Here is a 25674-nt window from a genome sequence, read left to right on the forward strand (position 1 = left end):
GGTCTCCGGGCACATGCCGCGGGCAGTGACTGTCAAGCCGGGCAGCTGATCTTCGGCCAAATCGGACGGCCCGTCGGCAGACCGGACCAGCGGCTTCCGTTCACCGCCCCCGACCGCTTCCCGGCCGCTCAGCACAGCCCCGCCGACGATCCGTCAGGACGGCTCGGCTATCCTCCCGGTCGGCGGAAACTCGTCTCGCATCGCAGGATAACGGCGTTGGGCTGACTGTCAGACCTTTACGCAATCGGCACGGTCGACCACACTGAGTCCGGGCGGGACTGTTCAGGATTCGGGGGATAGGGGGCGGCACGTGCGGCACGACAGACAGCGGTCGACCGTGGGCTCCCTCACCGGCGGTGTGTCGGACGGTCCGCGATTCCGCCTCGGGACCGTGGGACATGCCGGGGTCCGGCTTTCGCTGGTGTCGCCGGGTGGTGGCACCCCGCTATGAAAACGAGGAAGTGAGTCCGGGTGGCACTCTCCGTCTCCGCGCTGGTCCTGTTCGCGATCCTGTGCATCATCTTCATCCGCAACAAGCAGCTGAAGATCCCGCACGCGATCGTCGCCGCCCTGTTCGGCTTCATGCTGCACGAGACCACGGTCGCGACCTCAATCAACTCCCTGCTGGCGAACCTCGCGCACAGCATCTCCAGCATCACCGGAGGCTGATCCGGGCGCATCGCCACCCCGAACCGAAGAGCGCGCCGGTGCCGACGACCGTCGGCACCGGATCCCGAGCGCCCGGAGGCGAGCGGGCGAACAACAGTCACCGGCCGACCCGTCTGGCCTCCCGCCAGCGAGCGAACAGACCCCGGGCGCGCGCCGCCGCCGGGGCCGGGACACGCATCCGTGCGGGTGCCACGGCACCCGCCGACGCGGCCTGCTCCGGTGCTTCCCGTTCGGCCGTCAACAGGACGAACATCCGTGCCCAGCACAGCCGTTCGCCCCGGGGCCAGTCCAGCGCGCGTAGCGCCGCCGACGCCGCCTCCGACACCTCGCCGCCCACCCGGACCTCGGCGACGTCGTCCCCCGCCTTCCCGCCCAGGAAGAGCTTCACCCCGACCGGCCCGGGCCCGGCCAGCTCCGACCGCAGCGCGGGCGCCAGCGCCGGCAGCACCCGGTTCTCGGCGAGCCAGCCCGCCAAGTGCTCGTTGCCGAAGCCGAACACCGCCGCCGGCCCCTGGACCGCGCGCCAGCCCGGGAGTTCGGGCAGGTCCGGGCGGTCGGCATGGACCCCGCGCCCCTCCGCGAGCTCGACCAGCACCGAGGCGGTGGTGGTCGCCCACATCTTCACCGCGTTGGCGAGCTTCTCCTCCTCGGTCTTGCCGAGGCCGGCCGCGCAGTCCCACACCACCGGCGCGTCCGCCCGGCCGAGCTGCAGCACGAAGCCGAGGTCCACGTGCCCGGCGCCGCCGTCCCCCGGGTGCTCACGCACCGCCACCGCCGTGGTGCCCGGACCGCGCACCACCTCGCCGTCCAGGCGGAACACCTGGCCCAGTCGCGCCATCTCCCGGACCACACAGAGCTGTATGACGGCCAGTCGCTCGTGTGGACGCACCGGGACTCCTCCACTTCGGGAGCGCGGCCGCTGAGCTCGCGCTCGAACTGCGCTCGAACGCCGCCGAGGCTATCGGCCCGGAACCCAGCGGGGAAACCATCCGGACTCTCCGGCCCTCCGGTCGCGGAAATGTTCTGAATGCCCCACTTTGGGCAGCGGAACCCGCAAGCCTTCCGCCCGGAGAGCCCGCATGCCCCGCACCACCGACCTGACGACCCCTCCGCCCCCGGCCCGACCACTGCTGTCCGGCCCGGACGGCTCCGGCCTGGTCGCCGAGATCGAGGCCTACCTCGCCTCGCTGCCCGCCCCCGCCCGCACCCTGCTGCCGTACGTCTGCCCGTACGGCAGTGCCCCACAGCCCTGGCACGCCGGCCACCCGGTCCCCCGGGCCACCCTGCTCGACCGGGCGCTGCGCCGCCCCGCCCGCCCCGTCCCGGTCACCGCGGCCGACCACCTCCGGCTCGCCTCCCGCTACATCGGCGCCCACGGCTGGCTGCAGGGCGCGATGTGGGACGAGGCCGGCCGGGTCTGCCTGCTCGGCGCCCAGGCCGCCGTGCTGGCGTACGGCTACGGCACCCCGGTCACCGTCCGCACCGCCCGGGTCCAGCTGATGGAGGTGCTGCACGGCACCGGCCGCCCGGCGCGCTCCCCGGACGAGTACAACGACCGCCCCGCCACCCGGGAGGGCGACGTCCACCTGCTGCTCGACCGCGCCGCCGCCCGGGCCACCCGCCTCGGGCTCTGAGCCGCGCGGGGGAGGGCCGGGGGAGGCCGCGGGAGGCCCGTGAGGCCCGTGAGGCCCCGGAAACGCAGCCGGCCCCGGTGCGCGGAATGCGCACCGGGGCCGGACGAGGAGCGGGCGACGAGAATCGAACTCGCGTGACTAGTTTGGAAGACTAGGGCTCTACCATTGAGCTACGCCCGCGCGATCCCCCAGCCGTGACCGGCCGGAAGTTCGGGGAACAGCGTACCTGGTCCGGCGCCCCGCGTGCACACCCCATTTCGAGCACCCCCTGCGCGCCCGCGCGCAATGTCGCCGCCGTCGCGCCCGCGCGCGAATAGTGCGGCGAGCCGAACAGGCCCGCCGTGTACGCTTCCTCTCGGCACCACGGGGTGTGGCGCAGTTTGGTAGCGCGTCCGCTTTGGGAGCGGAAGGCCGTCGGTTCGAATCCGGCCACCCCGACAGTGCGGCAGGGTCTCGCCAACCGTGGCGGGGCCCTGTTCTGTTCGCCGGTACGGCGGCGCCTGGCGTGCGCCTTTCGTGGTACCGGTAGGATGGGGCGCTGGCGGTAGTCCCTGCGGCGTCCACCCAGGTCAACCGCACGAGGGCGAGGAGTCAAGCTCACCGTCCACCCCACGGGAGATGCAGCTCCAACCGCCCATCGCCCGTCTCGTCCGACCCACCCGTACGGCTCCGGCCGGACGGCGGGGGCCGGGCGGAGACAACCTGACCGCAAGCCCCTAGGAGACCTAACCGTGAAGAGCGCCGTCGAGACTCTGAACCCGACCCGGGTTCGACTCACCGTCGAGGTGCCCTTCGAGGAGCTCAAGCCCAGCCTCGACGCGGCGTACAAGAAGATCAACCAGCAGGTCACGGTTCCGGGCTTCCGCAAGGGCAAGATCCCGGCTCGCGTCATCGACCAGCGTTTCGGCCGTGGCGCCGTGCTGGAGGAGGCCGTCAACGACGCCCTGCCGCGCTTCTACACGCAGGCCGTCGACGAGGGCAAGATCGAGGTCCTCGGCCAGCCCGACATCACCAACATCGAGGGTGTCGAGCAGATCGCCGACGGCGGTGACCTGAAGTTCACCGCCGAGGTGGACATCCGCCCGGAGATCACCCTGCCGGAGTTCTCCTCCATCGAGGTGACCGTCGACCCGATCGTCGTCTCCGACGAGGACATCGAGAAGTCGCTGGAGCAGCTGCGCGAGCGCTTCTCGTCGGTCAAGGACGTCGAGCGCGCCGCGGCCGCCGACGACATCGTGGTCGTGGACCTCGTCGCGAAGGTCGACGGTGAGGTGCCGGAGGACGGCACCGCCACCGGCGTCAGCTACGAGATCGGCTCGGGCCGCCTGATCGACGGCATCGACGAGGCTGTCATCGGCCTGTCCGCCGGCGAGGAGAAGACCTTCGAGACCGAGCTCAAGGGTGGCACCCAGGCGGGCAAGACCTCCGAGGTCTCCGTCACCGTGACCGCCGTCCAGGAGAAGGAGCTGCCGGAGCTGGACGACGAGTTCGCCCAGCTGGCCAGCGAGTTCGACACCCTGGAGGAGCTGCGCGCCGACTCCCGCAAGCGCCTGGAGCGCATGAAGGAGTACGACCAGGCCACCCAGGCCCAGGAGAAGGTGCTGGACGCGCTGCTCGCGCTGGTTGAGATCGAGTACCCCGAGAAGCTCCTCAAGGACGAGATCGAGACCCGCAAGCACAACGTCGAGCACCACCAGCTCGAGCCGATGGGCCTGAACATCGAGGCCTACCTGGAGACCCAGGGCAAGTCCCGCGAGGAGTGGGACGCGGAGATCGAGGAGCAGGCGAAGAAGGGCATCAAGACCCAGTTCGTCCTGGACCAGATCGTCGCCGACGAGGAGCTGGGTGTTAACCAGGAGGAGCTGACCGAGCACCTCATCCGCCGCGCCGCCGGCTCGGGTCTCACCCCCGACCAGTTCGCGCAGCAGGTCGTCCAGGGTGGCCAGGTGCCGCTGCTGGTCGGCGAGGTCGCCCGCGGCAAGGCGCTGGCCACCGTGGTCGAGGCCGCCAAGGTCGTCGACACCGAGGGCAACGAGATCAACTTCGACGACGAGGACGAGACGGGCGAGACCGTCGAGGCCGCCGCCGCCGAGGAGACCGCCGAGGAGAAGACCGAGGCCTGAGCCCCGGCAGCCTCCTGAGGCACACAGCGGGCCCGGACGCCGTCATGGTGTCCGGGCCCGCTGTCTTCCCTCCCGCGGGACGCCGCGACCCTGCGCTCACAGCGAACAGTTCTGCGTGAGGGATTCTGCGGCCGGGCCTGCGCGTTAGGGTCCTTGGACAGCAACAATCACGACGTGATACCCGGAAGCTGTGCGACATCGTGACGGCCGTGGATCGACCGTCCAAATCGACTGAGCAGGTGGCTAAGTGACGTTCCCGCAGATGCAGATGCCTGGCCCGATGGCGCCGCACGCCGCCGCTGGTGACGTACTCGGCGGCCTTGGCGACCAGGTCTACAACCGACTGCTCAACGAGCGGATCATCTTCCTCGGCCAGCAGGTCGACGACGACATCGCCAACAAGATCACCGCCCAGCTGCTGCTGCTGGCCGCGGACCCGGACAAGGACATCTTCCTCTACATCAACTCCCCGGGCGGCTCGATCTCGGCCGGCATGGCGATCTACGACACCATGCAGTACATCAAGAACGACGTCGTCACCATCGCGATGGGCATGGCCGCCTCGATGGGCCAGTTCCTGCTCACCGCCGGCGCCAAGGGCAAGCGCTTCTCGCTGCCGAACGCCAACATCCTGATGCACCAGCCCTCCGCGGGCCTCGGCGGCTCCGCCACGGACATCCGTATCCAGGCCGAGCAGCTGCTCCGCACCAAGAAGCGGATGTCCGAGCTGATCGCCTTCCACAGCGGCCAGTCCTTCGAGCAGATCACCAGGGACTCCGACCGCGACCGCTGGTTCACGCCGGAGGAGGCCCTGGAGTACGGCCTGATCGACGCGATCATGCACAGCGCCGCGGACGTCCCCGGCGGCGGCGGCACGGGCGCCTGAGCCTCGGCCCGGCCAACGAGACCACAGCCCCAACGCCCCGGAGGACAAGAACCCCCATGAACATCCCCAGCCTGTCGGCCGCCCAGGCCCGCGTCGAGGACATGCGCGCCGAGGGCCGCTACATCGTCCCGCGCTTCGTGGAGCGCACCACGCAGGGCATCCGCGAGTACGACCCGTACGCCAAGCTGTTCGAGGAGCGCATCATCTTCCTCGGCTCGCAGGTCGACGACGTCTCGGCGAACGACATCATGGCGCAGCTGCTGTGCCTGGAGTCGATGGACCCGGACCGCGAGATCCAGATGTACATCAACTCGCCCGGCGGCTCGTTCACGGCCCTGACGGCCATCTACGACACCATGCAGTACGTGAAGCCGGACATCACCACGGTCTGCATGGGCCAGGCGGCCTCCGCCGCGGCCGTGCTGCTCGCCGCCGGCACCCCCGGCAAGCGGATGGCGCTGCCGAACGCCCGGATCCTGATCCACCAGCCGTACACCGAGACCGGCCGCGGCCAGGTGTCCGACCTGGAGATCCAGGCCAAGGAGATCTTCCGGATGCGCGAGCAGCTGGAGGAGATGCTCTCCAAGCACTCCAACAAGTCGGTGGAGCAGGTGCGCGAGGACATCGAGCGCGACAAGATCCTGACCGCCGAGGAGGCCGCCGAGTACGGCCTGATCGACCAGATCATCTCCACCCGCAAGACGTCGCTGACCTCCTGAGGTCGGCTCCCTCCGCGCCCGCAGACGGGCGGGAGGGAACCCCCGGGGCGGGGCGCGCACCCCTGGTGCGCGTCCCGCCCCAACCCGTCGGCGGGTCCGTGGCACGGCATCTGTTCGGTATCAATTCGCCCAGGGCGTAGGGCAGACCCGGCGAAGAGGACGGAATCACGGGCCCGGCAGAGTACCGTCGGATAGCGAGACCGAGCGCCGTCGGCGTTGACGGTCCACAGCACCAGGCCCCGGAACCCCTGCGGGGCCCCTGGCGAAGGGGAAGCACCTCGTGGCACGCATCGGAGACGGTGGCGACCTGCTCAAGTGCTCGTTCTGCGGCAAGTCGCAGAAGCAGGTGAAGAAGCTGATCGCCGGCCCAGGCGTGTACATCTGCGACGAGTGCATCGACCTGTGCAACGAGATCATCGAGGAGGAACTCGCCGAGACCTCCGAGGTGCGCTTCGAGGAACTCCCGAAGCCGCGCGAGATCTACGAGTTCCTGGACCAGTACGTGGTCGGCCAGGACCTCGCCAAGAAGGCGCTGTCGGTGGCCGTCTACAACCACTACAAGCGGGTCCAGGCCGGCGAGGCGGGCCGCAGCGGCGGCAACGGCCGCGAGGACGCCATCGAGCTGGCCAAGTCCAACATCCTGCTGCTGGGCCCCACCGGCTCCGGCAAGACGCTGTTGGCGCAGACCCTGGCCCGGATGCTCAACGTGCCGTTCGCGATCGCGGACGCCACCGCGCTGACCGAGGCCGGCTACGTCGGCGAGGACGTCGAGAACATCCTGCTCAAGCTGATCCAGGCGGCCGACTACGACGTCAAGAAGGCCGAGACCGGGATCATCTACATCGACGAGATCGACAAGGTCGCGCGCAAGAGCGAGAACCCGTCGATCACCCGGGACGTCTCCGGCGAGGGCGTGCAGCAGGCCCTGCTGAAGATCCTGGAGGGCACCACCGCCTCGGTGCCGCCGCAGGGCGGGCGCAAGCACCCGCACCAGGAGTTCATCCAGATCGACACCACCAACGTGCTGTTCATCGTCGGCGGCGCGTTCGCCGGCCTGGAGCGGATCATCGAGGGCCGCGCGGGTGCCAAGGGCATCGGCTTCGGCGCCAACATCCGCTCCAAGCGGGAGTCGGACGCCAGCGACCACTTCCGCCAGGTGATGCCCGAGGACCTGGTGAAGTTCGGCATGATCCCCGAGTTCATCGGCCGTCTGCCGGTGATCACCAGCGTGCACAACCTGGACCGCGAGGCGCTGCTGCAGATCCTCACCGAGCCGCGCAACGCGCTGGTCAAGCAGTACCGCAAGCTCTTCGAACTGGACGGCGTGGAGCTGGAGTTCTCCCGGGACGCGCTGGAGGCGATCGCCGACCAGGCGATCCTGCGCGGCACCGGCGCGCGCGGTCTGCGGGCCATCATGGAGGAGGTGCTGATGTCCGTGATGTACGAGGTCCCCTCGCGCCAGGACGTCGCCCGCGTGGTGGTCACCGGGGACGTCGTCTCCAAGCACGCCATCCCCACCCTCGTCCCGCGCGACATGATCAAGCGCGAGCGCCGCGAGAAGAGCGCCTGACCGACGCCCGTCACGCACCGACGCCGGTCATGCGAAGGGGGGTGCTACTTGGCGACGACCATGGCGTCGCGGATCGTCCGCGTCTTGGCGGCCGCCTGCTCGGCGGTGAGCGGCTGGCCGCTGCTGCCGCTCAGGCTGACCTTGGTGAAGGAGACCCGGCCGGTGGTGGACTTGTCCGCCCACACACAGATCGTCGGGCCGGGCTTGCCGAGCATGGTCGACGTGCCGCAGGAGAGCTTCGCCGAGGAGTTGTTGGCGTCCTGTGCCGGGAAGTCGGTCATCGTCGTGGACAGGCCGTCGCCGTCCTTCTTGGAGTCCTCGATGATCTGCGCGGGGTCGTTGAGGTTGCCGTAGACGCCGACCACCGAGAAGGTGTCCAGCGCGTCCGAGCCCTTGCTGTAGCTGGCCACCAGGACCTGCAGGTCGGTGCCGAACTTGGACGCCCCGGGCTTGCTCATGTCGGCGGCCTGCTCCTTGGCCGACTTCTGGACGTAGCCGTCGGCCAGGGTCTGCGGGGCGGTGATCTTGTACTTGCCGCCCGCGTCGCCGCCGAGGAACTTCCAGGCGGCGAAACCGCCGCCGCCCAGCACCAGCGCGCCGATCACCAGACCGATCACCAGGCCGCCCTTGCCCTTCGGCGGCGGCGCCACCGGGTAGCCCGGCTGCCCGTACGGCGCCTGCGGCGGCACGCCGTACGGCTGCTGGGGCGCGCCGTAGGGCTGCTGCGGCGGGTAGCCGTACTGGGGCTGCGGGGCGCCGTAGGGCTGCTGCTGCGGCGGCTGGCCGTACTGCGGCGGGCCCCCGTAAGGCTGCGGCTGCGGCTGACCCTGCGGATACTGCTGTCCCTGGCCGTACATCTGCTCTGTGCTCCCCCGCCGCACCCGCGGCCTGTCGTGGTGTGGAGTCGTTCCGTGCACGTCCGGTCAACCGGACGAGTGCCCGGGCACGGTACCGCACGGTGCCCGTCCGGGGCCCGTTCGGGCGTGGCGCGTCCGCGGACCGAAAGCGGTTCGTAACCCGCCCCCCCGGTTACGTAAACTGTGCGTCGTGACCGACACGACGAACCAGCGCCCCGTGAGCACCACCGGGGACGAAGCAGCAACCCTCCCGACGACCTACACCCCCGCGGACGTAGAGGGCGAGCTGTACGAGCGCTGGGTAGAGCGTGGCTACTTCACGGCCGACGCGAAGAGCGAGAAGCCGCCGTTCACCGTCGTCATCCCCCCGCCGAACGTCACCGGCAGCCTGCACCTGGGCCACGCCTTCGAGCACACGCTGATCGACGCCCTGGTCCGCCGCAAGCGCATGCAGGGCTTCGAGGCCCTGTGGCAGCCCGGCATGGACCACGCCGGCATCGCCACCCAGAACGTGGTCGAGCGCGAGCTCGCCAAGGAGGGCAAGTCCCGCCACGACCTGGGCCGCGAGGCCTTCGTCGAGCGCGTCTGGAAGTGGAAGGCGGAGTCCGGCGGCCAGATCTCCGGTCAGATGCGGCGCCTGGGCGACGGCGTGGACTGGTCCCGCGAGCGCTTCACCATGGACGAGGGCCTGTCCCAGGCCGTCCAGACCATCTTCAAGAAGCTCTTCGACGACGAGCTGATCTACCGCGCCGAACGCATCATCAACTGGTGCCCGCGCTGCCTGACCGCCATCTCGGACATCGAGGTGGAGTACCAGGACGACGACGGCGAGCTGGTCTCGATCCGCTACGGCGAGGGCGAGAACTCCATCGTCGTCGCCACCACGCGCGCCGAGACGATGCTGGGCGACACCGCGGTCGCCGTCCACCCGGAGGACGAGCGCTACAAGCACATGGTCGGCACCGAGATCGAGCTGCCGCTGACCGGCCGCCGGATCCCGATCGTCGCCGACGCCCACGTCGACCCGGAGTTCGGCACCGGCGCTGTCAAGGTGACGCCCGCGCACGACCCGAACGACTTCGAGATCGGCCAGCGGCACGACCTGCCGAACATCGCCGTCATGGACGAGCACGCCGTCATCACCGTGCACGGCCCCTTCCTCGGCCTGGACCGCCTGGAGGCCCGCTCGGCGATCGTCGCCGCGCTGCGCGCCGAGGGCCGAATCGTCGCCGAGAAGCGCCCGTACGTCCACTCGGTGGGCCACTGCTCGCGCTGCAAGACCACCATCGAGCCGCGGCTGTCCATGCAGTGGTGGGTCAAGGTCGGCCCGCTCGCCCAGGCCGCCGGTGACGCGGTCCGCGACGGCAAGGTCAAGATCCACCCGCAGGAGATGGAGAAGCGGTACTTCGACTGGGTCGACAACCTGCACGACTGGTGCATCTCGCGCCAGCTGTGGTGGGGCCACCGCATCCCGGTCTGGTACGGCCCGAACGGCGAGATCGTCTGCGTCGGCCCCGACGAGCAGCCGCCGACCGGCGAGGGCTGGCACCAGGACACCGACGTCCTGGACACCTGGTTCTCCTCCGGCCTGTGGCCGTTCTCCACGCTCGGCTGGCCGGAGCAGACCGACAGCCTCGCGAAGTTCTACCCGAACTCCGTCCTGGTCACCGGCTACGACATCCTGTTCTTCTGGGTCGCCCGGATGATGATGTTCGGTCTCTACGCGATGGACGGCACCCCGCCGTTCCACACCATCGCGCTGCACGGCATGGTCCGTGACCAGAACGGCAAGAAGATGTCGAAGTCCTTCGGCAACGTCGTCAACCCGCTGGACTGGATGGACAAGTACGGCTCCGACGCGCTGCGCTTCACGCTCGCGCGCGGTGCCAACCCGGGCGTCGACGTGCCGATCGGCGAGGACTGGGTCCAGGCGGCCCGCAACTTCGCCAACAAGATCTGGAACGCCACCCGCTTCGCGCTGATGAACGGCGCCACCGTCGAGGGCCCGCTGCCCGCGCCGGAGGAGCTGACCGCGGCCGACCGCTGGATCCTGTCGCGGCTCAACAGCACCGTCGCCGAGGTGGACGGGCTGTACGAGGACTACCAGTTCTCCAAGCTCTCCGAGGCGCTGTACCACTTCGCCTGGGACGAGGTCTTCGACTGGTACGTCGAACTCTCCAAGACCACCCTGGCCAAGGGCGGCCCGCAGGCCGACGCCGCGCGCCGGGTGCTCGGCGAGGTCCTCGACGTCACCCTGCGGCTGCTGCACCCGATCGTGCCCTTCGTCACCGAGACGCTGTGGACCACGCTCACCGGGGCCGAGTCGGTCGTCATCGCCGACTGGCCGACCGACAGCGGCTACCGTGACGCCGCGGCCGAGGCGGAGATCGCCACGCTGCAGCAGGTGGTCACCGAGGTCCGCCGGTTCGCCGTGAGCCAGGGCCTCAAGGACCGGCAGCGCGTCCCGGCCCAGCTGGACCTCGACGGCACCGTGCTGGCCGTCCACGAGGACGCGATCCGCTCGCTGCTGCGGCTGACCGTCCCCGAGGAGGGCTTCGTGGCCACCGCCTCGCTCCCGGTCGCCGGCGCCACCGTCTCGCTGGACCTCTCCGGCACCATCGACGTCCCGGCGGAGCGCAAGCGCCTCGCCAAGGACCTCGCGGCCGCCGAGAAGGAGAAGGCGCAGACCACCGCCAAGCTCGGCAACGAGGCGTTCCTCGCCAAGGCGCCGGACGAGGTGGTCGCCAAGATCAAGGTCCGCCAGGAGGCGGCCGAGGCCGACATCGCCCGGATCACCGCCCAGCTCGCGGCGCTGCCGCAGGGCTGAGCCCGTACCGGCCCGTGAGGGGCCGCACTCCGCGACGCGCGGGGTGCGGCCCCTCGGCGTTTCGCGGTCTCCGCTGCCGGTTCCGCTGCGGGACGCTTTCATTACGCCTAATAGCGCAGGAACATTGCTCCCTTCCGGCGAATATTCATCCTGGACCGGGTGAGGTCCTATTCCGAGCGAATTGATTCCGGTCTTGCCCGCGCGCGTTCGCGGAAGTTTGCAGGTTCGGATGTGTACGGTGTGCACGGAGTTTCCGAAGGACGTTTCCGCTGAGCGTTCCTGCGGGGTGTCCCTGATGGGCGACGGACGGGAGGGCACGGCGTGGTGGTGACCGAGGAGTTGGCCGACGAACTGCCTGCCGAGATGGTCGAGGAGGCGAAGGCCAGGGCGGCGACCCTGCTGCTCGCCTTCCGGCACGGGAATCAGCTCGCGTTCGACCAGGAGCTGGACCTGCTGTTCGCCGAGCAGGCCGAGCGCGAGGTGACCACCCTGCTCACCTGGATCGCCGCCGAGGCCGTCCGCAAGGCGTACGCCCCCGAGGTCGGCGACAGGGTGCTGCGGGCGATGGCCCGGCGGGCCCCGGCCGACACCGGCGCGGTCGCGGTGGACGAGGAGGGCGCGGACGCCGCCAGGCTGATCGAGGCGGTGGCGGCCGGCGAGGTGGCCGAGGTCCGCGGCCTGGTCGCCTCGACGGCCGACACCACCTTCCTGCTGGGCGGTCTGCTGCAGGGCGTCGCGATGATGCTGCCGCTGCTGCCCGAGGGTGAACTGGCTGAGATCACCGCCGAGTTGCGCCGTCGGCACGGCGGTGCCGCGCACGTGCCGGAGGCCCGGGCCGGGGTCTGAGCCCCGCGCCGGGCCCGCCGCAGGCTGCTGCCTGCCGCGCCTACGGCATGGCGTGCAGGTGGGCGCCGATGGTGCCGGCGACCGGGTTGCCCGCCCTGGCGTCCCAGTTTGTGGACCAGGTCATCGCACCGCCGATGCCGGGCCAGGTGGCGTCGGGCTTGTAGCTGCCGCAGCCGGTGCCGGAGGCCAGGCAGTCCAGCGCGTTGACGACGGTGCCGGCGCCGAGGTAGCCGCCGCCCGCCGCGCTGGTCGAGGCCGGCACCCCGAGGCCCACCTGGTCGGGCCGCAGCCCGCCCTTGAGCTGGATGCAGGCCAGCGCGGTGAGGAAGTTCTCGGTGCCCTGCGCGTAGACGTTGCCGTCGCAGCCGTTCATCGCGCCGGAGTTGTAGTACTGCATGTTGACGATGGTGAGGATGTCCTTCACGTTCAGCGCCAGTTTGAAGTACTCCATACCAGTCGACTGCATGTCGATGGTCTGCGGCGCCATGGTGAGGATGAATCCGCTGCCTGCCTTCGCCGCCAGGGCGTGCAGAGCCTGGCTCATGGAGGTGGCGCTGATGCCGTTCTCCAGGTCGATGTCGATCCCGTCGAAGCCGTAGCTCTGCATCAGCGCCCACGCGGTGCTGGTGAAGTTCGCGGCGGAGGCGGAGTCGCCGACCCAGACCGTGCCGTTCTGGCCGCCGATCGAGAGCACCACCCGCTTCCCGGCCGCCCGTTTGGCGGCGATGTCGGCCTTGAACTGGGCGTCGGTGTAGCCGCCGAGGCGGGAGGAGAGGGCGGGGTCGAGGGTGAAGCTCAGCCCGCCGCGGGTGGCGGTGGCGTCGGCGAAGGAGACCGCGATGACGTCGTAGGCGGCCGGGACGTCGCTGATCCGCTGGACGGTGGCCCCGTTGTCGAAGTTCTGCCAGTAGCCGGTGAGGATGTGCTTCGGCAGGTCGGGCGGCCGGCCCGTCGAGGTGGCGGTCGGGCTCCCGGTGGCGGTGGGGGTTGTGGTGCCGGTCGGGGTGGCGGTCGGGCTCGGGCTCGGGCTCGGGGTGGCGGTGGCGGTCGGGCTCGGGGAGGGCTGCGGGCCGCCGGGGCCGAGCAGCGAGACGTCGTCGGCGAGGAAGGCCGGCTGCCCGTACCAGCCGTGCAGGTAGACGGTGACGCCGGTGGTGTCGGGGCCGGTGGTGAAGCTCGTGCTCAGCCGGGCCCAGCCCGGCGAGGACGTCCAGGTGCTCGGATCGGTCCCGCCGGTGCCGCGGGCGCCCAGGTAGACGTACGAGCCCTGGACCCAGGAGCTCAGCGTGTACGACGACGAGGGCTTCACCGCGACGGTCTGGGTGCACTCGCCGGTGTCGCCCGCGCCCGGGGTGGACTGCAGGGCGTACCGGCCGGAGTGCGCGGTCGTGCTCTGGACGGTGCCGCCGGTGCAGGTCCAGCCGGTCGGGTTCCCGGTCTCGAAGCCGCCGTTGGTGATCAGGTCGGTGTCGGCGGCGTGCGCGCCGGTGCCGCCGGCGAGCACGAGCCCGCTCAGGCCGAGGGCGACGGCGCTCGCTCCGGCGAGCAGGGAGTGGACGGCGCGCGGGCGCCGGTGTCGGGCAGGTGGCATGACTCCGTCTCCAGTGGGGGAGGCCCGGCGGCGCTTCGTGGGGGAGCGCGGTCCGGGGTGTCGATGGTGCGATTGCGGGAGCTACCGACAACTCAAGTCCCTGTCGGGAAAGGAGACTTGCCTCACAAGGTGGAGTAGACCAATCCGGCTGTCAAGAGGGAGCTAGGCGGCCAGAAGCGGCGCCGGGGCCCCGGCGGACCCGGACTCGGACCCAGGCGCGGACTCGGCGAGCGCGGCGGTCAGCGCGGCGGTCAGCGCGGCGATCCGGGCCGAGGCCAGGCCGTCGCCGTACGGGCTCGGGGTGGCCGCGAGCCGGGTGAGGCGCTCGGGGGTGTCGGAGAGCCAGGCGCGGGCCAGTCCGCCAAGCTCCTCGCCGGGCGCCACCAGCGCGGCGAAGCCGGCCGCCACTGCCTCCGGGCGCTCGGTGGAGCGGCGCACCACCAGCAGTGGACGGCCGAGCACGGTGCACTCCTCCTGCACGCCGCCGGAGTCGGAGACCAGCAGTGCCGCGTGGCTCGCCAGGCCCAGGAAGTCGGCGTAGCCGACCGGGCCGGTGACGGCCAGTCGCGCGAGCAGGCCGTCCAGGCCGAAGCGCTCGACGGCGGCCCGGGTGCGCGGGTGCATCGGGAACAGCACCGGGGTGCCGGCCCGGGCGGTCCGGTCCAGCTCGGCGAGTACGGCGCCGAGCGCCTCGGCGGTGTCGGTGTTCTCCGGGCGGTGCACGGTGGCCAGGACGTACCCGTCCGGGCGCAGCCCGTACGCGGCGAGCAGCGCGGCGCGGGCGGCCTCGTCCGGCAGCTGACGGCGGACCACCTCGACGACGGTGTTGCCGGTGAGCTCGATCCGGTCCTCGGCCAGGGACTCGGCGCGCAGGTTGGCGACGTTGTCCGCGGTGGCGGCGCAGAGCAGGTCGGAGACGTGGTCGACCATCACCCGGTTGTGCTCCTCGGGCATCGCTCGGTCGAAGCTGCGCAGCCCGGCCTCGACGTGGACCAGCGGGATCTCCCGGGCGTTGGCGGCCAGTGCCCCGGCGAGGGTGGCGTTGGTGTCGCCCTGGACGACCACGGCGGCGGGGCGGTCCTCGGCGAAGGCGGCGTCCAGCTGGCCCAGGGACTGGGCGATCTGGCCGGCCCGGGGGCGGCCGCCGACGCCGGTGAGCAGTTCGGGCCGGGGCAGGTCCAGGTCGCGCAGGAAGCGGCCGGACATCGCCTCGTCCCAGTGCTGGCCGGTGTGCACCAGTCGGGTGGCGTCGCCGAGTTCGTGGATCAGCGGGGCGAGCTTGACCAGCTCGGGGCGGGTCCCGAGGACGACGGCGACGCTGGACGGGGGCAGGCACATGCTCATGCGGGGGCGCCGAGGGTGACCTTCTCGGCGTTGCGGCGGGTCTTGGCCCAGCCGTTGCGTCCGAGCAGCAGCCGGACGGCGGCCCGGGCGGCGACCACGAAGAGGTGGTAGGCGTAGAGCCAGACCAGGACGCCCCAGAGCAGCCCGGTGAGCCGGCCGCGGTCGGGGTGGACGGCCTTGCGGTAGGCGAGGCCCCAGAAGACCATCGGCAGCGTGGCGAGGACGAAGGCGAGCAGCATCCACGGCCCGAAGCGGAGCCGGAAGTCGGCGGTCTCGGCGGGGAAGAGCACCAGCCCGGCGGTGGTGATCCCGAGCGAGAGCGGGACCAGCAGCACCAGCAGCACGCAGACCACGGGCTGCAGGAAGGTGTACATCACCTCGGCCTTGCCGGACCAGGTGTAGTGCGGGGAGCGCAGCACCCGGCCGGTGTAGCGCAGGCACTGCATGTTGCCCTGGGCCCAGCGGGTGCGCTGGGTGAGGAAGCGGCGCGGCGAGACCAGGCCCTCCTGGGAGACCTGGGTCTCGGTGACGTGGGTGAGCCGCCAGCCGGCCAGCCGGAGGTCCAGCCCGGACTCGTAGTCCTCCAGCAGCGCGCGCTCGGGCCAGGGGCGGCCGGCCCGGCCCTCCTCGACGGTCAGCGAGTCGAGGGCGGTGAGCCGGACGAACTGGCCGTTGCCGCCGAGGCCGACGCTGCCGGTGCGGCGGCGCAGCAGCTGCATGCCGGCGTTGTTGGCCTGGAACTCGACGTCCTGCATCCGTACGAGCGCGCGGGCGAGGGCGTTGGCGGCGCGGCCGCGCCCGGGCAGCGGGTGTTCGTCGTCGGCGTTGCGCATCCGGACGCCGATCTGGACGGCGCCGGTGTCGGGGCGGCCGAGTGCCTTGTCGTTGCAGACCTGGGCGAGGGTGCCCGGGTCGAGCCGGCCGTCGGCGTCGACCACGCCGATCACCACGCGGGAGCGGTCGGTGCCTTCCGGCAGCCAGGCGGAGATCTCCCGGTAGGCGGCGTTGAGGGCGGCGCCCTTGCCGATCCGGGCGTGCGGGCGGCGGCGCTGGACGAGGTGGACGCGCGGGTCGCGGGCGGCCGCGGCGAGCACGAGGTCGCGGGTGGCGTCCTCGCTGTCGTCGTCGATCACCCACAGGTGGGCCTCGGGCGCCCTGGTCCGCAGGCCGTCCAGGGTCTGGGTGACCACGGCCTCCTCGTCGCGGCAGGGGATCACCAGGTGCCAGCGGAAGGCGGCGGGGTCGCCGGGCTCGGCGGGCCGGTTGTGCCGGAAGGCGTGGCGGGAGCCGGCCCAGTACACGAGGAAGCGTCCGAAGACGAGCACCATGTAGCCCACGAGGGCCAGCGAGATCAGTCCGGCGACCCAGACGATGGCGTCCTGGCGCAGCGTGATCCAGTCGTGCAGGGCGTCGGGCATGGCGCGGTGCTCCTCGTAATCAAAGGCTGGCGACTCCTGTTGGTTGCGAATCGATGCTTTATTGCAGATCGCTAAATGAATAGTAAAGGGATCAAACTGGGCGGTAGTGGCAAAGACGGGGCAAAGTGGCCGTTCTCACCCCGGCTCTCACCCTGTGAGGACGGCCCGCCACCGCTCCGTAGACTGTGGTCGTGAGCGACAAGGCCGACCCGAACCCGTACACCATCCGCCCCGCCGACAACGGCACCGGCGACGCCCTGCGCGACGTGGAGACGGAACTCTCCCAGCGCTGGCCGGAGAACAAGCTGGAGCCCTCGCTCGACCGGATCGAGGCGCTGATGGACATCCTGGGCCAGCCCCAGCGGTCCTTCCCCTCCATCCACATCACCGGCACCAACGGCAAGACCTCCACCGCCCGGATGATCGAGCAGCTGCTCAACGGCTTCGAGCTGCGCACCGGCCGCTACACCAGCCCGCACGTGGAGTCCGTCACCGAGCGGATCAGCCTGGACGGCGCCCCCATCAGCCCGGAGCGCTTCGTCGAGGTCTACCGCGACATCGAGCCCTACGTGCAGATGGTCGATGCGGCGCAGCCGGTGCCGATGTCCTTCTTCGAGGTGTTGACCGGCATGGCCTACGCCGCCTTCGCCGATGCCCCGGTGGACGTCGCCGTGGTCGAGGTCGGCATGGGCGGCTCCTGGGATGCCACCAACGTCATCGACTCCGCCGTCGCCGTGATCACCCCGATCGGCCTCGACCACACCGACAAGCTCGGCGAGACCACCGGCGAGATCGCCGTCGAGAAGTCCGGGATCATCAAGTCCGGTGCCGTCGCCGTCGTCGCCCAGCAGCAGCTGGACGCCGCCCAGATCATCCTGCGCCGCGCCGTCGAGGTGGACGCCACGGTCGCCCGCGAGGGCCTGGAGTTCGGCGTGATCCGCCGCGAACTCGCCGTCGGCGGCCAGCTGGTCACGCTGCGCGGACTCGGCGGCGAGGAGTACGAGGACATCTTCATCCCGCTGCACGGCGAGTACCAGGCGCACAACGCGGCGCTCGCCCTGGCCGCGGTCGAGGCCTTCTTCGGCGTCGGCGGCGCCCGCGGCGGACAGCTCGACGTCGACAAGATCCGCCACGCCTTCTCCGGCGTCTCCTCGCCGGGCCGCCTGGAGATCGTCCGCCGCAGCCCCACGATCGTCCTGGACGCCGCGCACAACCCGCACGGCGCCCGCGCCACCGTCGCCGCCCTCACCGAGTCCTTCGGCTTCACCCGGCTCGTCGGCGTGATCGGCACCTCCGGGGACAAGGACGTGGCCGGCGTGCTGGAGGCCTTCGAGCCGATCCTGGCCGAGGTCGTCATCACCCAGAACTCCACCCACCGCGCGATGGACGTCGACGCGCTCGCCGCCCTGGCCGTCGAGGTCTTCGGCGAGGACCGCGTCCAGGTCGAGCCCCGCCTCGACGACGCCATCGCCGCCGCCGTCACCCTGGCCGAGGAGGAGGGCGACCTCGGCGGCGCCGGCGTGCTGGTCACCGGATCGGTCATCACGGTGGGCGAGGCCCGCCTGCTGCTCGGGAGGAAGTGACATGAGGACGCTCTGCTCCTCGACCTTGATCGGCGAGGCACTCCTGGTCATGTTCGCGGCGCTGGTCGCGATGCGGCTCACCGACGTCTCCACCGGGGAGATCTGGACGGTCAGCGGCATTGCGATGGCCCTGTGCATCGCGCTCTGCGGCATGATCAACCGCCCCGGCGCGGTGCAGATCGGATGGGCGCTGCAGATCGGCCTGATCGCCAGCGGCTTCGTCCTGCCGACCATGTTCGGCCTCGGCGTGGTCTTCGCCGGCCTGTGGTGGTGCTCGGTGCACTACGGCCGCAAGGTGGACGCGTTCAAGGCCGCCCGCGCCGCCGCCACCGAGGCCGCCGCCGTACCCGCCTAGGGCCCCGGACCAGCGCACCGACACGCCGTGTACGCAAGGTAATCTCTGCCGTGTCGGCCCACTCGTCGACCCGACTGTCTGCCGAACCGAATCCCCAGGAGACGCACCGTGTCCCAGCGCACTCTCGTCCTGCTCAAGCCCGACGCCGTCCGCCGCGGCCTGGCCGGCGAGATCATCAGCCGCATCGAGCGCAAGGCCGGCTGGCGCTTCGCCGCGATCGAGCTGCGCACCTTCGACCGGGCGACGCTGGAGCAGCACTACGCGGAGCACGTCGGCCGCCCGTTCTACGAGCCGCTGCTGGAGTTCATGACCTCCGGCCCGTCGCTCGCGCTGATCGTCGAGGGCGAGGAGGTCGTGCGCGGCATCCGCATGCTGGCCGGCGCCACCAACCCGCTGGAGGCCGGGGCCGGCACCATCCGCGGCGACTACGCGACGATCACCCGCGAGAACCTGATCCACGCCTCCGACTCCCCGGAGTCCGCCGAGCGCGAGATCAAGATCTTCTTCCCGGCGCACGCCTGAGTCGGGCCGGGCGACAACGCCCGGAGGACCTTGGGACTGCCCCGGTCGGGACCATTGGCCCGGCCGGGGCATTCTTATCGTGAAATAGGGAACTGGGGGGGCCGACACGGCGTCCCAATCCTCGGAGAAGCGATCACGCTCCGGACAATGGACGGTATGCCCCACGTCGACGTCCGTACCGTGCGGCGTGACTACGATGGACGCGACTCAAGGGCCCGGTAAGGCAGCTCAGCTGGTCTCCGCCCAAGCGTGGGCGCACGCAGTCGTCCACCCCTCATGAACTCCGAGCCCGGGAAGGCACCCACACCCCATGGCGAGCAACCTGTCGTTCATCGGCCGCGACTTGGCGATCGACCTCGGAACTGCCAATACGCTGGTGTACGTCAGGGGCAAGGGCATCGTCCTGAACGAGCCGTCGGTCGTCGCCGTGAACACCAACACCGGCGGCATCCTCGCCGTCGGCGCCGAAGCCAAGAAGATGATCGGCCGCACCCCGGGCAACATCGTCGCCATCCGCCCGCTCAAGGACGGCGTGATCGCCGACTTCGAGATCACCGAGCGGATGCTGCGGTACTTCATCCTCAAGATCCACCGCCGCCGCTACCTCGCCCGCCCGCGCGTCGTCGTCTGCGTCCCCTCCGGCATCACCGGCGTCGAGCGCCGCGCCGTCATCGAGGCCTCCTCGCAGGCCGGCGCCCGCCAGGTGCACATCATCGAGGAGCCGATGGCCGCCGCCATCGGCGCCGGCCTGCCCGTCCACGAGCCCACCGGCAACATGGTCGTCGACATCGGCGGCGGCACCACCGAGGTCGCGGTGATCTCCCTCGGCGGCATCGTCACCGCCCAGTCCATCCGGGTGGCCGGCGACGAACTGGACAACGCGATCGTCCAGCACATCAAGAAGGAGTACTCGCTCCTCCTCGGTGAGCGCAGCGCCGAACAGATCAAGATGAGCATCGGCAGCGCCTTCGGCCTGGAAGGCGAGAAGGACGAGCACGCCGAGATCCGCGGCCGCGACCTGGTCAGCGGCCTGCCCAAGACCGTCGTCATCTCCGCCGCCGAGGTCCGCGAAGCCATCGACGAGCCGGTCAACTCGATCATCGACGCGGTCAAGACCACCCTCGACCAGTGCCCGCCCGAGCTGGCCGGCGACGTCATGGACCGCGGCATCGTGCTCACCGGCGGCGGCGCCCTGCTGCGCGGCCTCGACGAGCGGCTGCGCCGCGAGACCGGCATGCCGATCCACATCGCCGAGAACCCGCTCGACTCCGTCGCACTCGGCTCCGGCAAGTGCGTCGAGGAGTTCGAGGCGCTCCAGCAGGTACTCGACGCACAGCCGCGCCGTTAGCACCACAGCACAACATCCGACACGACTGAACGGGCCGCCGCCCGGGCCCCACAGCCCCGGGCGGCCGCCAGGTACGAAGGGGCAGTACCAGCACCGTGAGGGACACACGAGAGAGCCGGCTACTGCTCATCCTGCTGGTGGCCGTCGCCTTCGCGCTGATCACCGTCGACATCAAGGGCGGTGAGGACTCCCCGCTCGGCCCCGCCCGACACGCGGCCGCCGGCGTCCTCGGCCCGGTCGAGCGCGGCGCCGCCACCGTCGTCGACCCGGTCGCCAACACCGTCCGGGCCTTCCGGGACGCCGCCACCAACAACGGCCGCACCGACCAGCTCGCCCGCGAGAACACCGAACTTCGGCAGAAGCTCGCCTCCTCCGACATGGCCACCGGGCGCACCAAGCAACTCGACGACCTGCTGCGCACCGCCGGCGCCGGCGGCTACACCGTCAAGGCCGCCCAGGTCATCGCGATCGGCCCGGCCCAGGGCTTCTCCTGGACCATCACCATCGACGCCGGCAGCGACGACGGCCTCACCCGCGACATGACCGTGATCAACGGCCAGGGCCTGGTCGGCCGGATCACCACCGTCGGCCCGACCACCGCCACCGTGCTGCTCGCCTCCGACCCCGGCTTCTCGGCCGGCACCCGCCTGGAGGGCACCGGCGAGATCGGCTTCGCCTCCGGCGGCGGCGACAGCCCGATGAAGGTCTCCCTCCTCAACGGCAAGGCCCAGGTCAAGGCCGGCGACCGGCTGGTCACCTTCGGCTCGCAGAGCGGCCGCCCGTTCGTGCCCGGCGTCCCGGTCGGCAAGGTCACCGAGGTCCAGGCCAACGCGGGCCAGCTGACCAAGACCGTCCTGGTCGAGCCCTTCGTCCAGTTCACCCGCCTGGACCTGGTCGGCGTGGTGGTCGTGCCGCCGCGCGCCGACCCGCGCGACGCCGTCCTGCCGCCGGCCCCCGCCCCCGCCGCGCCCACCCCGGGACAAGCCCCCGCCGCCGCGCCCGCCAAGCCCACTGGGGGGAACTGAGCCATGCGCCTCGCCCGCATCCCCGTCTCCGCCGGCCTGATCCTGTTCGGCCTGATCCTCCAGGTCAGCGTCTTCGGCCGACTCCAGCTCCCGGGAGCCACCCCGGACATACTGCTGCTCGTCGTGGTCGGCCTCGCCATGGTCTACGGGCCCACCGGCGGCTGCCTGGTCGGCTTCGCGGCCGGCCTGCTGGCCGACGTCGCGCCGCCCTCCGACCACGCGATCGGCCGCTACGCGCTCGTGCTCTGCCTGATGGGCTACGCCGCCGGGCTGCTGCGCCCCGACCACGGCCGCCAGCGCTCCGTCGCGAGCTCGCTGCTGGTGGTGGGCGCCGCGGCCGTCGCCTCCACCCTGCTGTACGCCATGGTCGGCGCCCTGGTCGGCGACACCGCGGCCCGGCACGTCGGCCTCGTCGGCCTGGTGATCAGCGCCCTGCTGTACGACCTGCTGCTGGCGCCGTTCGTGGTGCCGCTGGTGATGCTGCTCGGCCGCCGCTTCGGGCGCGACCCGGTGACCGCCGCCGACGACGACCAGAGCGGCCCAGGCCTGGGCCTCGGCTCGCTGGCCCGCTACCGCACCACCCGCGAGGTCTCGTCCGGCCCGTCCTACAAGAAGCGGCGCGTGCCCGGCTTCGCCCGCCGCCCGTAACCGGCCCGGCCCCCGACCTCCCGACTTCCCCGCATCCTGGAGCGCACGAGACGTGAGCAACATCCCCGAGACCGGCCGCACCCGGCGGGTGACGATCCGTCTGGTGGTGCTGCAGATCCTGGTGCTGTCGCTGCTCGCCACCCTCGGCGGGCGGCTGTGGTACCTGCAGATCCGCAACGCCAAGGAGTACACCGCCAAGGCGACCGGCAACCACATCCGCGAGGTGGTCGAGCCGGCCGTCCGCGGCGAGATCCTGGACGCCTCCGGGCGGATACTGGCCGGCAACGAGACCCGGCTGGTGGTCTCGGTCAGCCGCACCTCGCTGCTGCAGCAGAAGGACGGCGGCAAGGCGGTGCTGGCCCGGCTGGCCGAGGTGCTGGGGATGCCCGCCAAGGACGTGCAGGAGAAGGTCCGGCTCTGCGACGCCAAGACCCCGCAGCCCTGCTGGAACGGTTCGCCCTACCAGCCGATCCCGGTCACCAAGGAAGCGACCACCCAGCAGGCGATGCAGATAATGGAGCGCCGCGAGGACTTCCCCGGGATCACCGCGCAGCCCACCGCCGTGCGCCGCTACACCGGAGCCGAGGGCGCCAACCTGGCCCAGGTGCTCGGCTACCTCTCGCCGGTCACCGACGACGAGGTCAGCAAGACCGCCGACAAGAGCGGCCTGGACCGCTACCTGCCGGCCGACCAGATCGGCCGGGCCGGCCTGGAGTCGGTGTACGACCGCGACCTGCGCGGCACCGCCGGCATCACCAAGCTGGAGGTGGACAACCTCGGCCGGGTGATCGGCACTGCTGGTGCCGTCGCCCCGCAGACCGGCGACAACCTGGTCACCAGCATCGACGCCCGGGTGCAGAAGGTGGTCGAGGACAACCTGGCGCAGGCCATCGCGGACGCCCGGAACACCTTCGACAAGGTCACCAACCGCAACTACGAGGCCGACTCCGGCGCCGCCGTGGTGATGGACGTGCACACCGGGCGGATCATCGCCATGGCGAGCGCCCCGACCTATGACCCGAACCTCTGGGTCGGCGGCATCAGCGGCAAGGACTACCAGTCGCTGACCAGCAAGGAGTCCAACTTCCCGCTGCTGAACCGGGCCATACAGGGTCAGTCCGCCCCCGGTTCGACCTTCAAGGTCATCTCCACCACCGCCGCCGTGCAGGCCGGCTACTCGCTGGACGGCACCTACCCGTGCCCCAAGAGCATGACCATCGGCGGCCGCGAGTTCAAGAACTTCGAGAGCGAGAGCTTCGGCTCCATCACGCTGGAGAAGGCGCTGGAGGTCTCCTGCGACACCGTCTTCTACGGTCTGGCCAACGACCAGTGGCTGAAGGACGGCGGCATCAAGCCGAAGAAGGACCCGGGCGACTGGTTCTTCAAGACCGCCCACGAGTTCGGCCTCGGCGCCAAGACCGGCATCGACCTGCCGTCCGAGGTGACCGGCCGGGTGCCGGACCGGCAGTGGAAGCAGTCCTTCTACGACAACAACAAGGACGCCTGGTGCGCGCAGGCCAAGAAGGGCGGCAACAGCTTCTCCGACCAGATCGCCCGGGAGAACTGCGTCGACGGCTACCAGATGCGCGCCGGTGACGCCGTCAACTTCGCCATCGGCCAGGGCGACACCCTCGTCACCCCGGTCCAGATGGCCCGGATCTACTCGGCGCTGGCCAACGGCGGTACCTTCTACCGGCCGACCATCGCCAAGGCGGTGATAAGCCCGGGCGGGGATCTCGTCCGCGAGATCGCCCCGCAGGCGGACGCCAAGTTCCCCGGCGACCAGAAGCTGCTGAGCTACATCAACCAGGCCACCGAGGGCGTCGTCAAGAGCGGTACTGCCGCCTGGAAGTTCTCGCAGGCCGGCTGGCCGCAGGACAAGATCGCGCTGCACGCCAAGACCGGCACCGCCGAGGTCGAGGGCAAGCAGACCACCTCCTGGCTGGCCACGTACAGCAAGGACTACGCGATCATCATGACGATCAGCCAGGGCGGCACCGGCTCCGGCGGTTCCGGTGACTCCGTCCGCCGGATCTACCAGGCGCTGTACGGCGTGGACGACAAGGGCAACATCGACAACGGCAAGGCGCTGCTGCCCGTCCCGCAGGGCGAGCTGCCGAAGTTCAACCCGGACGGCACCGCGATCATCAAGCCGGCGTCCTACACCGGCGACCCGGCCCCGGTGTCGGCCCCGGTGTCGGCCTCTGCCGACCAGGTGGCGGAAGCTTCGGCCCTGGTGCCGGCCCCGGCTTCGGCTCCGGCTCCGGTGCTGCTCGACGCGGCGTCGGCGCAGGCGGACCCGGCCCCGGCAGCGGCCTTCCTCGACCAGGCACCGCCGACCGACCGTCCGGCGATCTACACCGCGGCCGACGCCGCGCTCGAACCCGGCCGAAGCCCGGGAAGGGGACGGGCATGACCTCCTACGGCTCCTACCGCCAGCTGCGGCTGGCCCCGCAGCGCCGCGGGGTCTCCAAGGCCCTCGCCAAGGACTCCCCGCTCTGGCGGCTGGACTGGATACTGCTGTTGGCCGCGCTGGCCCTCTCGGCCGGCAGCTCGCTGCTGGTCTGGTCGGCCACCCGCGGACGCGACTCGCTCACCCACGGGGACCCGCAGTACTTCCTGTACCGGCACCTGACCAACTTCGTGGTCGGGCTGGTGCTGTGCGCCGTGGTGATAGCGATAGGGAGTCGTCGCTTCCGCACGATCGTGCCGTTCCTGTACGTCGCCGTGATCCTGCTGCTGCTGGCGACGCTCAGCCCGCTGGGCTCGACCATCAACGGCGCGCACTCGTGGATCCAGCTCGGCGGCGGCTTCTCGATCCAGCCCGCCGAGTTCGCGAAGCTGGGGATCGTGCTGGCGATGGCGGTCGTGCTGGCGGACCAGGTGGACGCGGGGGAACGGGAGTTCCCCTCGCACCGGGCCGTGTTCCGCGGCCTGGTCTGGGCCGGGCTGCCGATGTGCATAGTGCTGCTGATGCCGGATGCCGGCTCGGTGATGGTGATGGCCGCGATCGTGCTGGGCATCCTGCTCGGCTCCGGCGCGGCGAACCGCTGGGTCCTCGGGCTGCTGGTGATGGGCGCCGCCGGATGCGTGGCGATCTGGAAGTTCGGCCTGCTGAGCAAGTACCAGATCGACCGCTTCGCCGCCTTCGCCAACCCGCAGCTGGACCCGAACGGCGTCGGCTACAACACCGCGCAGGCCCGCATCGCGATCGGCTCCGGCGGGCTGACCGGCAAGGGGCTGTTCCACGGGACGCAGACCACCGGGCAGTTCGTGCCGGAGCAGCAGACCGACTTCGTGTTCACCGTCGCCGGTGAGGAGCTGGGCTTCGTCGGGGCACTGGCGATCATCCTGCTGGTCGGCGTGGTGCTGTGGCGGGCCTGCCGGATCGCGCGGCAGGCGACCGACCTGTACGGCACGATCGTGTCGGCCGGGGTCATCGCCTGGCTGTCCTTCCAGGCCTTCGAGAACATCGGGATGTGCCTGGGCATCATGCCGGTCGCGGGCATCCCGCTGCCGTTCGTCTCGTACGGCGGGTCCTCGATGTTCGCGAACTGGATGGCCATCGGGCTGCTCCAGGCGGTTCGCAGCCAACGGCCGATAGCGGCCTGAGCAGTCGCACCGGTCGCACCAGTCGCAGCAGTCGCAGCAGTCCGAGGGGCCTGAGCGGGTGTGCGAAGGGGCCGGTCCGGGGAATCCCGGGCCGGCC

The 25674-nt window shown here is 70.9% G+C and carries 21 protein-coding genes and 2 tRNA genes; 17 read left to right on the top strand and 6 right to left on the bottom strand.

Going from position 1 to position 25674, the window contains the following annotated elements; genetic code table 11:
* Positions 1 to 471: 471 nt before the first annotated feature.
* Entirely contained in the window at positions 472 to 669 is a 198-nt protein-coding gene (locus ACIBEC_RS35840; protein ID WP_360504084.1) for a hypothetical protein, read from the top strand.
* A gap of 97 nt (positions 670 to 766) precedes the next feature.
* On the opposite strand, the gene ACIBEC_RS35845 is transcribed toward ACIBEC_RS35840, so the two are convergent.
* Complete coding sequence (locus tag ACIBEC_RS35845) at positions 767 to 1558, bottom strand: DUF6348 family protein (RefSeq protein ID WP_360504086.1); 792 nt, start codon at positions 1556 to 1558, stop codon at positions 767 to 769.
* A 190-nt stretch (positions 1559 to 1748) separates the two neighbouring features.
* Between ACIBEC_RS35845 and ACIBEC_RS35850 the strand changes: the two genes are divergently transcribed.
* A complete protein-coding gene (locus ACIBEC_RS35850; protein ID WP_360504088.1) occupies positions 1749 to 2303 on the top strand; it encodes a hypothetical protein in 555 nt (184 codons plus the stop codon).
* Between the two features lie 109 nt (positions 2304 to 2412).
* Here the strand turns inward: ACIBEC_RS35850 and ACIBEC_RS35855 are convergent.
* Positions 2413 to 2483: transfer RNA gene (locus tag ACIBEC_RS35855), tRNA-Gly, on the bottom strand.
* A 184-nt stretch (positions 2484 to 2667) separates the two neighbouring features.
* On the opposite strand from ACIBEC_RS35855, the gene ACIBEC_RS35860 reads away from it, so the two are divergent.
* From ACIBEC_RS35860 to clpX, 5 genes are all read left to right on the top strand, one after another.
* Positions 2668 to 2741: transfer RNA gene (locus ACIBEC_RS35860), tRNA-Pro, on the top strand.
* Positions 2742 to 3034: 293 nt separating this feature from the next.
* Positions 3035 to 4426: a trigger factor gene (gene tig, locus ACIBEC_RS35865; protein ID WP_360504090.1), complete on the top strand. Its 1392-nt coding sequence runs from the start codon at positions 3035 to 3037 to the stop codon at positions 4424 to 4426.
* A gap of 268 nt (positions 4427 to 4694) precedes the next feature.
* Positions 4695 to 5312 carry an ATP-dependent Clp protease proteolytic subunit gene (locus ACIBEC_RS35870; RefSeq protein ID WP_380303373.1) on the top strand — a complete coding sequence of 206 codons (618 nt, stop codon included), beginning with the start codon at positions 4695 to 4697 and terminating at the stop codon, positions 5310 to 5312.
* Positions 5313 to 5368: 56 nt separating this feature from the next.
* A complete protein-coding gene (locus ACIBEC_RS35875; RefSeq protein WP_218204740.1) occupies positions 5369 to 6031 on the top strand; it encodes an ATP-dependent Clp protease proteolytic subunit in 663 nt (220 codons plus the stop codon).
* A gap of 280 nt (positions 6032 to 6311) precedes the next feature.
* On the top strand, positions 6312 to 7601 hold the full coding sequence (clpX, locus tag ACIBEC_RS35880; RefSeq protein ID WP_045696864.1) for an ATP-dependent Clp protease ATP-binding subunit ClpX: 1290 nt from the start codon (positions 6312 to 6314) through the stop codon (positions 7599 to 7601).
* A gap of 44 nt (positions 7602 to 7645) precedes the next feature.
* Here clpX and ACIBEC_RS35885 read toward each other — a convergent pair whose 3' ends face one another.
* The gene (locus ACIBEC_RS35885) at positions 7646 to 8458 is read right to left on the bottom strand and encodes a hypothetical protein (RefSeq protein ID WP_360504092.1); all 813 of its coding nucleotides are present in this window, start codon (positions 8456 to 8458) and stop codon (positions 7646 to 7648) included.
* A 190-nt stretch (positions 8459 to 8648) separates the two neighbouring features.
* Here ACIBEC_RS35885 and ACIBEC_RS35890 point away from each other — a divergent pair, with 190 nt between their 5' ends.
* Together ACIBEC_RS35890 and ACIBEC_RS35895 are read left to right on the top strand one after the other, a co-directional pair.
* On the top strand, positions 8649 to 11285 hold the full coding sequence (locus tag ACIBEC_RS35890) for a valine--tRNA ligase (protein ID WP_360504094.1): 2637 nt from the start codon (positions 8649 to 8651) through the stop codon (positions 11283 to 11285).
* A 321-nt stretch (positions 11286 to 11606) separates the two neighbouring features.
* Positions 11607 to 12131 (top strand): hypothetical protein, encoded by a 525-nt coding sequence (locus ACIBEC_RS35895; RefSeq protein ID WP_360504096.1) that lies wholly within the window; start codon positions 11607 to 11609, stop codon positions 12129 to 12131.
* 40 nt (positions 12132 to 12171) lie between these two features.
* On the opposite strand, the gene ACIBEC_RS35900 is transcribed toward ACIBEC_RS35895, so the two are convergent.
* The 3 genes from ACIBEC_RS35900 to ACIBEC_RS35910 form a co-directional block, all read right to left on the bottom strand.
* The gene (locus ACIBEC_RS35900) at positions 12172 to 13722 is read right to left on the bottom strand and encodes a glycosyl hydrolase family 18 protein (protein WP_360504098.1); all 1551 of its coding nucleotides are present in this window, start codon (positions 13720 to 13722) and stop codon (positions 12172 to 12174) included.
* Between the two features lie 162 nt (positions 13723 to 13884).
* Positions 13885 to 15060 carry a non-hydrolyzing UDP-N-acetylglucosamine 2-epimerase gene (gene wecB, locus ACIBEC_RS35905; protein ID WP_396289847.1) on the bottom strand — a complete coding sequence of 392 codons (1176 nt, stop codon included), beginning with the start codon at positions 15058 to 15060 and terminating at the stop codon, positions 13885 to 13887.
* Positions 15061 to 15062: 2 nt separating this feature from the next.
* Positions 15063 to 16484: a glycosyltransferase family 2 protein gene (locus tag ACIBEC_RS35910; protein WP_360504102.1), complete on the bottom strand. Its 1422-nt coding sequence runs from the start codon at positions 16482 to 16484 to the stop codon at positions 15063 to 15065.
* Positions 16485 to 16675: 191 nt separating this feature from the next.
* On the opposite strand from ACIBEC_RS35910, the gene ACIBEC_RS35915 reads away from it, so the two are divergent.
* From ACIBEC_RS35915 to rodA, 8 genes are all read left to right on the top strand, one after another.
* Positions 16676 to 18067 (top strand): folylpolyglutamate synthase/dihydrofolate synthase family protein, encoded by a 1392-nt coding sequence (locus tag ACIBEC_RS35915; protein WP_360504104.1) that lies wholly within the window; start codon positions 16676 to 16678, stop codon positions 18065 to 18067.
* A 1-nt stretch (position 18068) separates the two neighbouring features.
* Positions 18069 to 18422, top strand: a complete 354-nt coding sequence (locus ACIBEC_RS35920) for a DUF4233 domain-containing protein (protein ID WP_360504106.1) — start codon at positions 18069 to 18071, stop codon at positions 18420 to 18422.
* Positions 18423 to 18530: 108 nt separating this feature from the next.
* Positions 18531 to 18944, top strand: a complete 414-nt coding sequence (gene ndk, locus ACIBEC_RS35925) for a nucleoside-diphosphate kinase (RefSeq protein WP_360504108.1) — start codon at positions 18531 to 18533, stop codon at positions 18942 to 18944.
* A gap of 322 nt (positions 18945 to 19266) precedes the next feature.
* Positions 19267 to 20292, top strand: coding sequence for a rod shape-determining protein (locus ACIBEC_RS35930; protein WP_360504176.1), 1026 nt, complete (start codon positions 19267 to 19269; stop codon positions 20290 to 20292).
* Between the two features lie 95 nt (positions 20293 to 20387).
* A complete protein-coding gene (mreC, locus tag ACIBEC_RS35935; protein WP_360504110.1) occupies positions 20388 to 21317 on the top strand; it encodes a rod shape-determining protein MreC in 930 nt (309 codons plus the stop codon).
* Between the two features lie 3 nt (positions 21318 to 21320).
* A complete protein-coding gene (gene mreD / locus ACIBEC_RS35940) occupies positions 21321 to 21965 on the top strand; it encodes a rod shape-determining protein MreD (protein ID WP_360504112.1) in 645 nt (214 codons plus the stop codon).
* A gap of 52 nt (positions 21966 to 22017) precedes the next feature.
* Positions 22018 to 24381, top strand: a complete 2364-nt coding sequence (gene mrdA, locus ACIBEC_RS35945) for a penicillin-binding protein 2 (RefSeq protein WP_360504114.1) — start codon at positions 22018 to 22020, stop codon at positions 24379 to 24381.
* A complete protein-coding gene (gene rodA, locus ACIBEC_RS35950; protein ID WP_360504116.1) occupies positions 24378 to 25577 on the top strand; it encodes a rod shape-determining protein RodA in 1200 nt (399 codons plus the stop codon). Before mrdA ends, rodA begins: the two co-directional genes overlap by 4 nt.
* The last annotated feature ends 97 nt before the right edge of the window (positions 25578 to 25674 follow it).

Origin of the sequence: Kitasatospora sp. NPDC051164, assembly GCF_044455625.1 — a bacterium.
In the GTDB taxonomy this organism is placed as follows: Bacteria; Actinomycetota; Actinomycetes; order Streptomycetales; family Streptomycetaceae; genus Kitasatospora.

What these genes read in the sequence shown, in the direction of transcription:
- ACIBEC_RS35850 (WP_360504088.1), top strand. Translation starts at nt 1,749, where the DNA reads ATGCCCCGCACCACCGACCTGACGACCCCTCCGCCCCCGGCCCGACCA.
- mreD (WP_360504112.1), top strand. Translation starts at nt 21,321, where the DNA reads ATGCGCCTCGCCCGCATCCCCGTCTCCGCCGGCCTGATCCTGTTCGGC.
- rodA (WP_360504116.1), top strand. Translation starts at nt 24,378, where the DNA reads ATGACCTCCTACGGCTCCTACCGCCAGCTGCGGCTGGCCCCGCAGCGC.
- ACIBEC_RS35870 (WP_380303373.1), top strand. Translation starts at nt 4,695, where the DNA reads ATGCCTGGCCCGATGGCGCCGCACGCCGCCGCTGGTGACGTACTCGGC.
- ACIBEC_RS35875 (WP_218204740.1), top strand. Translation starts at nt 5,369, where the DNA reads ATGAACATCCCCAGCCTGTCGGCCGCCCAGGCCCGCGTCGAGGACATG.
- wecB (WP_396289847.1), bottom strand. Translation starts at nt 15,060, where the DNA reads ATGTGCCTGCCCCCGTCCAGCGTCGCCGTCGTCCTCGGGACCCGCCCC.
- ACIBEC_RS35910 (WP_360504102.1), bottom strand. Translation starts at nt 16,484, where the DNA reads ATGCCCGACGCCCTGCACGACTGGATCACGCTGCGCCAGGACGCCATC.
- ACIBEC_RS35900 (WP_360504098.1), bottom strand. Translation starts at nt 13,722, where the DNA reads ATGCCACCTGCCCGACACCGGCGCCCGCGCGCCGTCCACTCCCTGCTC.
- ACIBEC_RS35920 (WP_360504106.1), top strand. Translation starts at nt 18,069, where the DNA reads ATGAGGACGCTCTGCTCCTCGACCTTGATCGGCGAGGCACTCCTGGTC.
- ACIBEC_RS35885 (WP_360504092.1), bottom strand. Translation starts at nt 8,458, where the DNA reads ATGTACGGCCAGGGACAGCAGTATCCGCAGGGTCAGCCGCAGCCGCAG.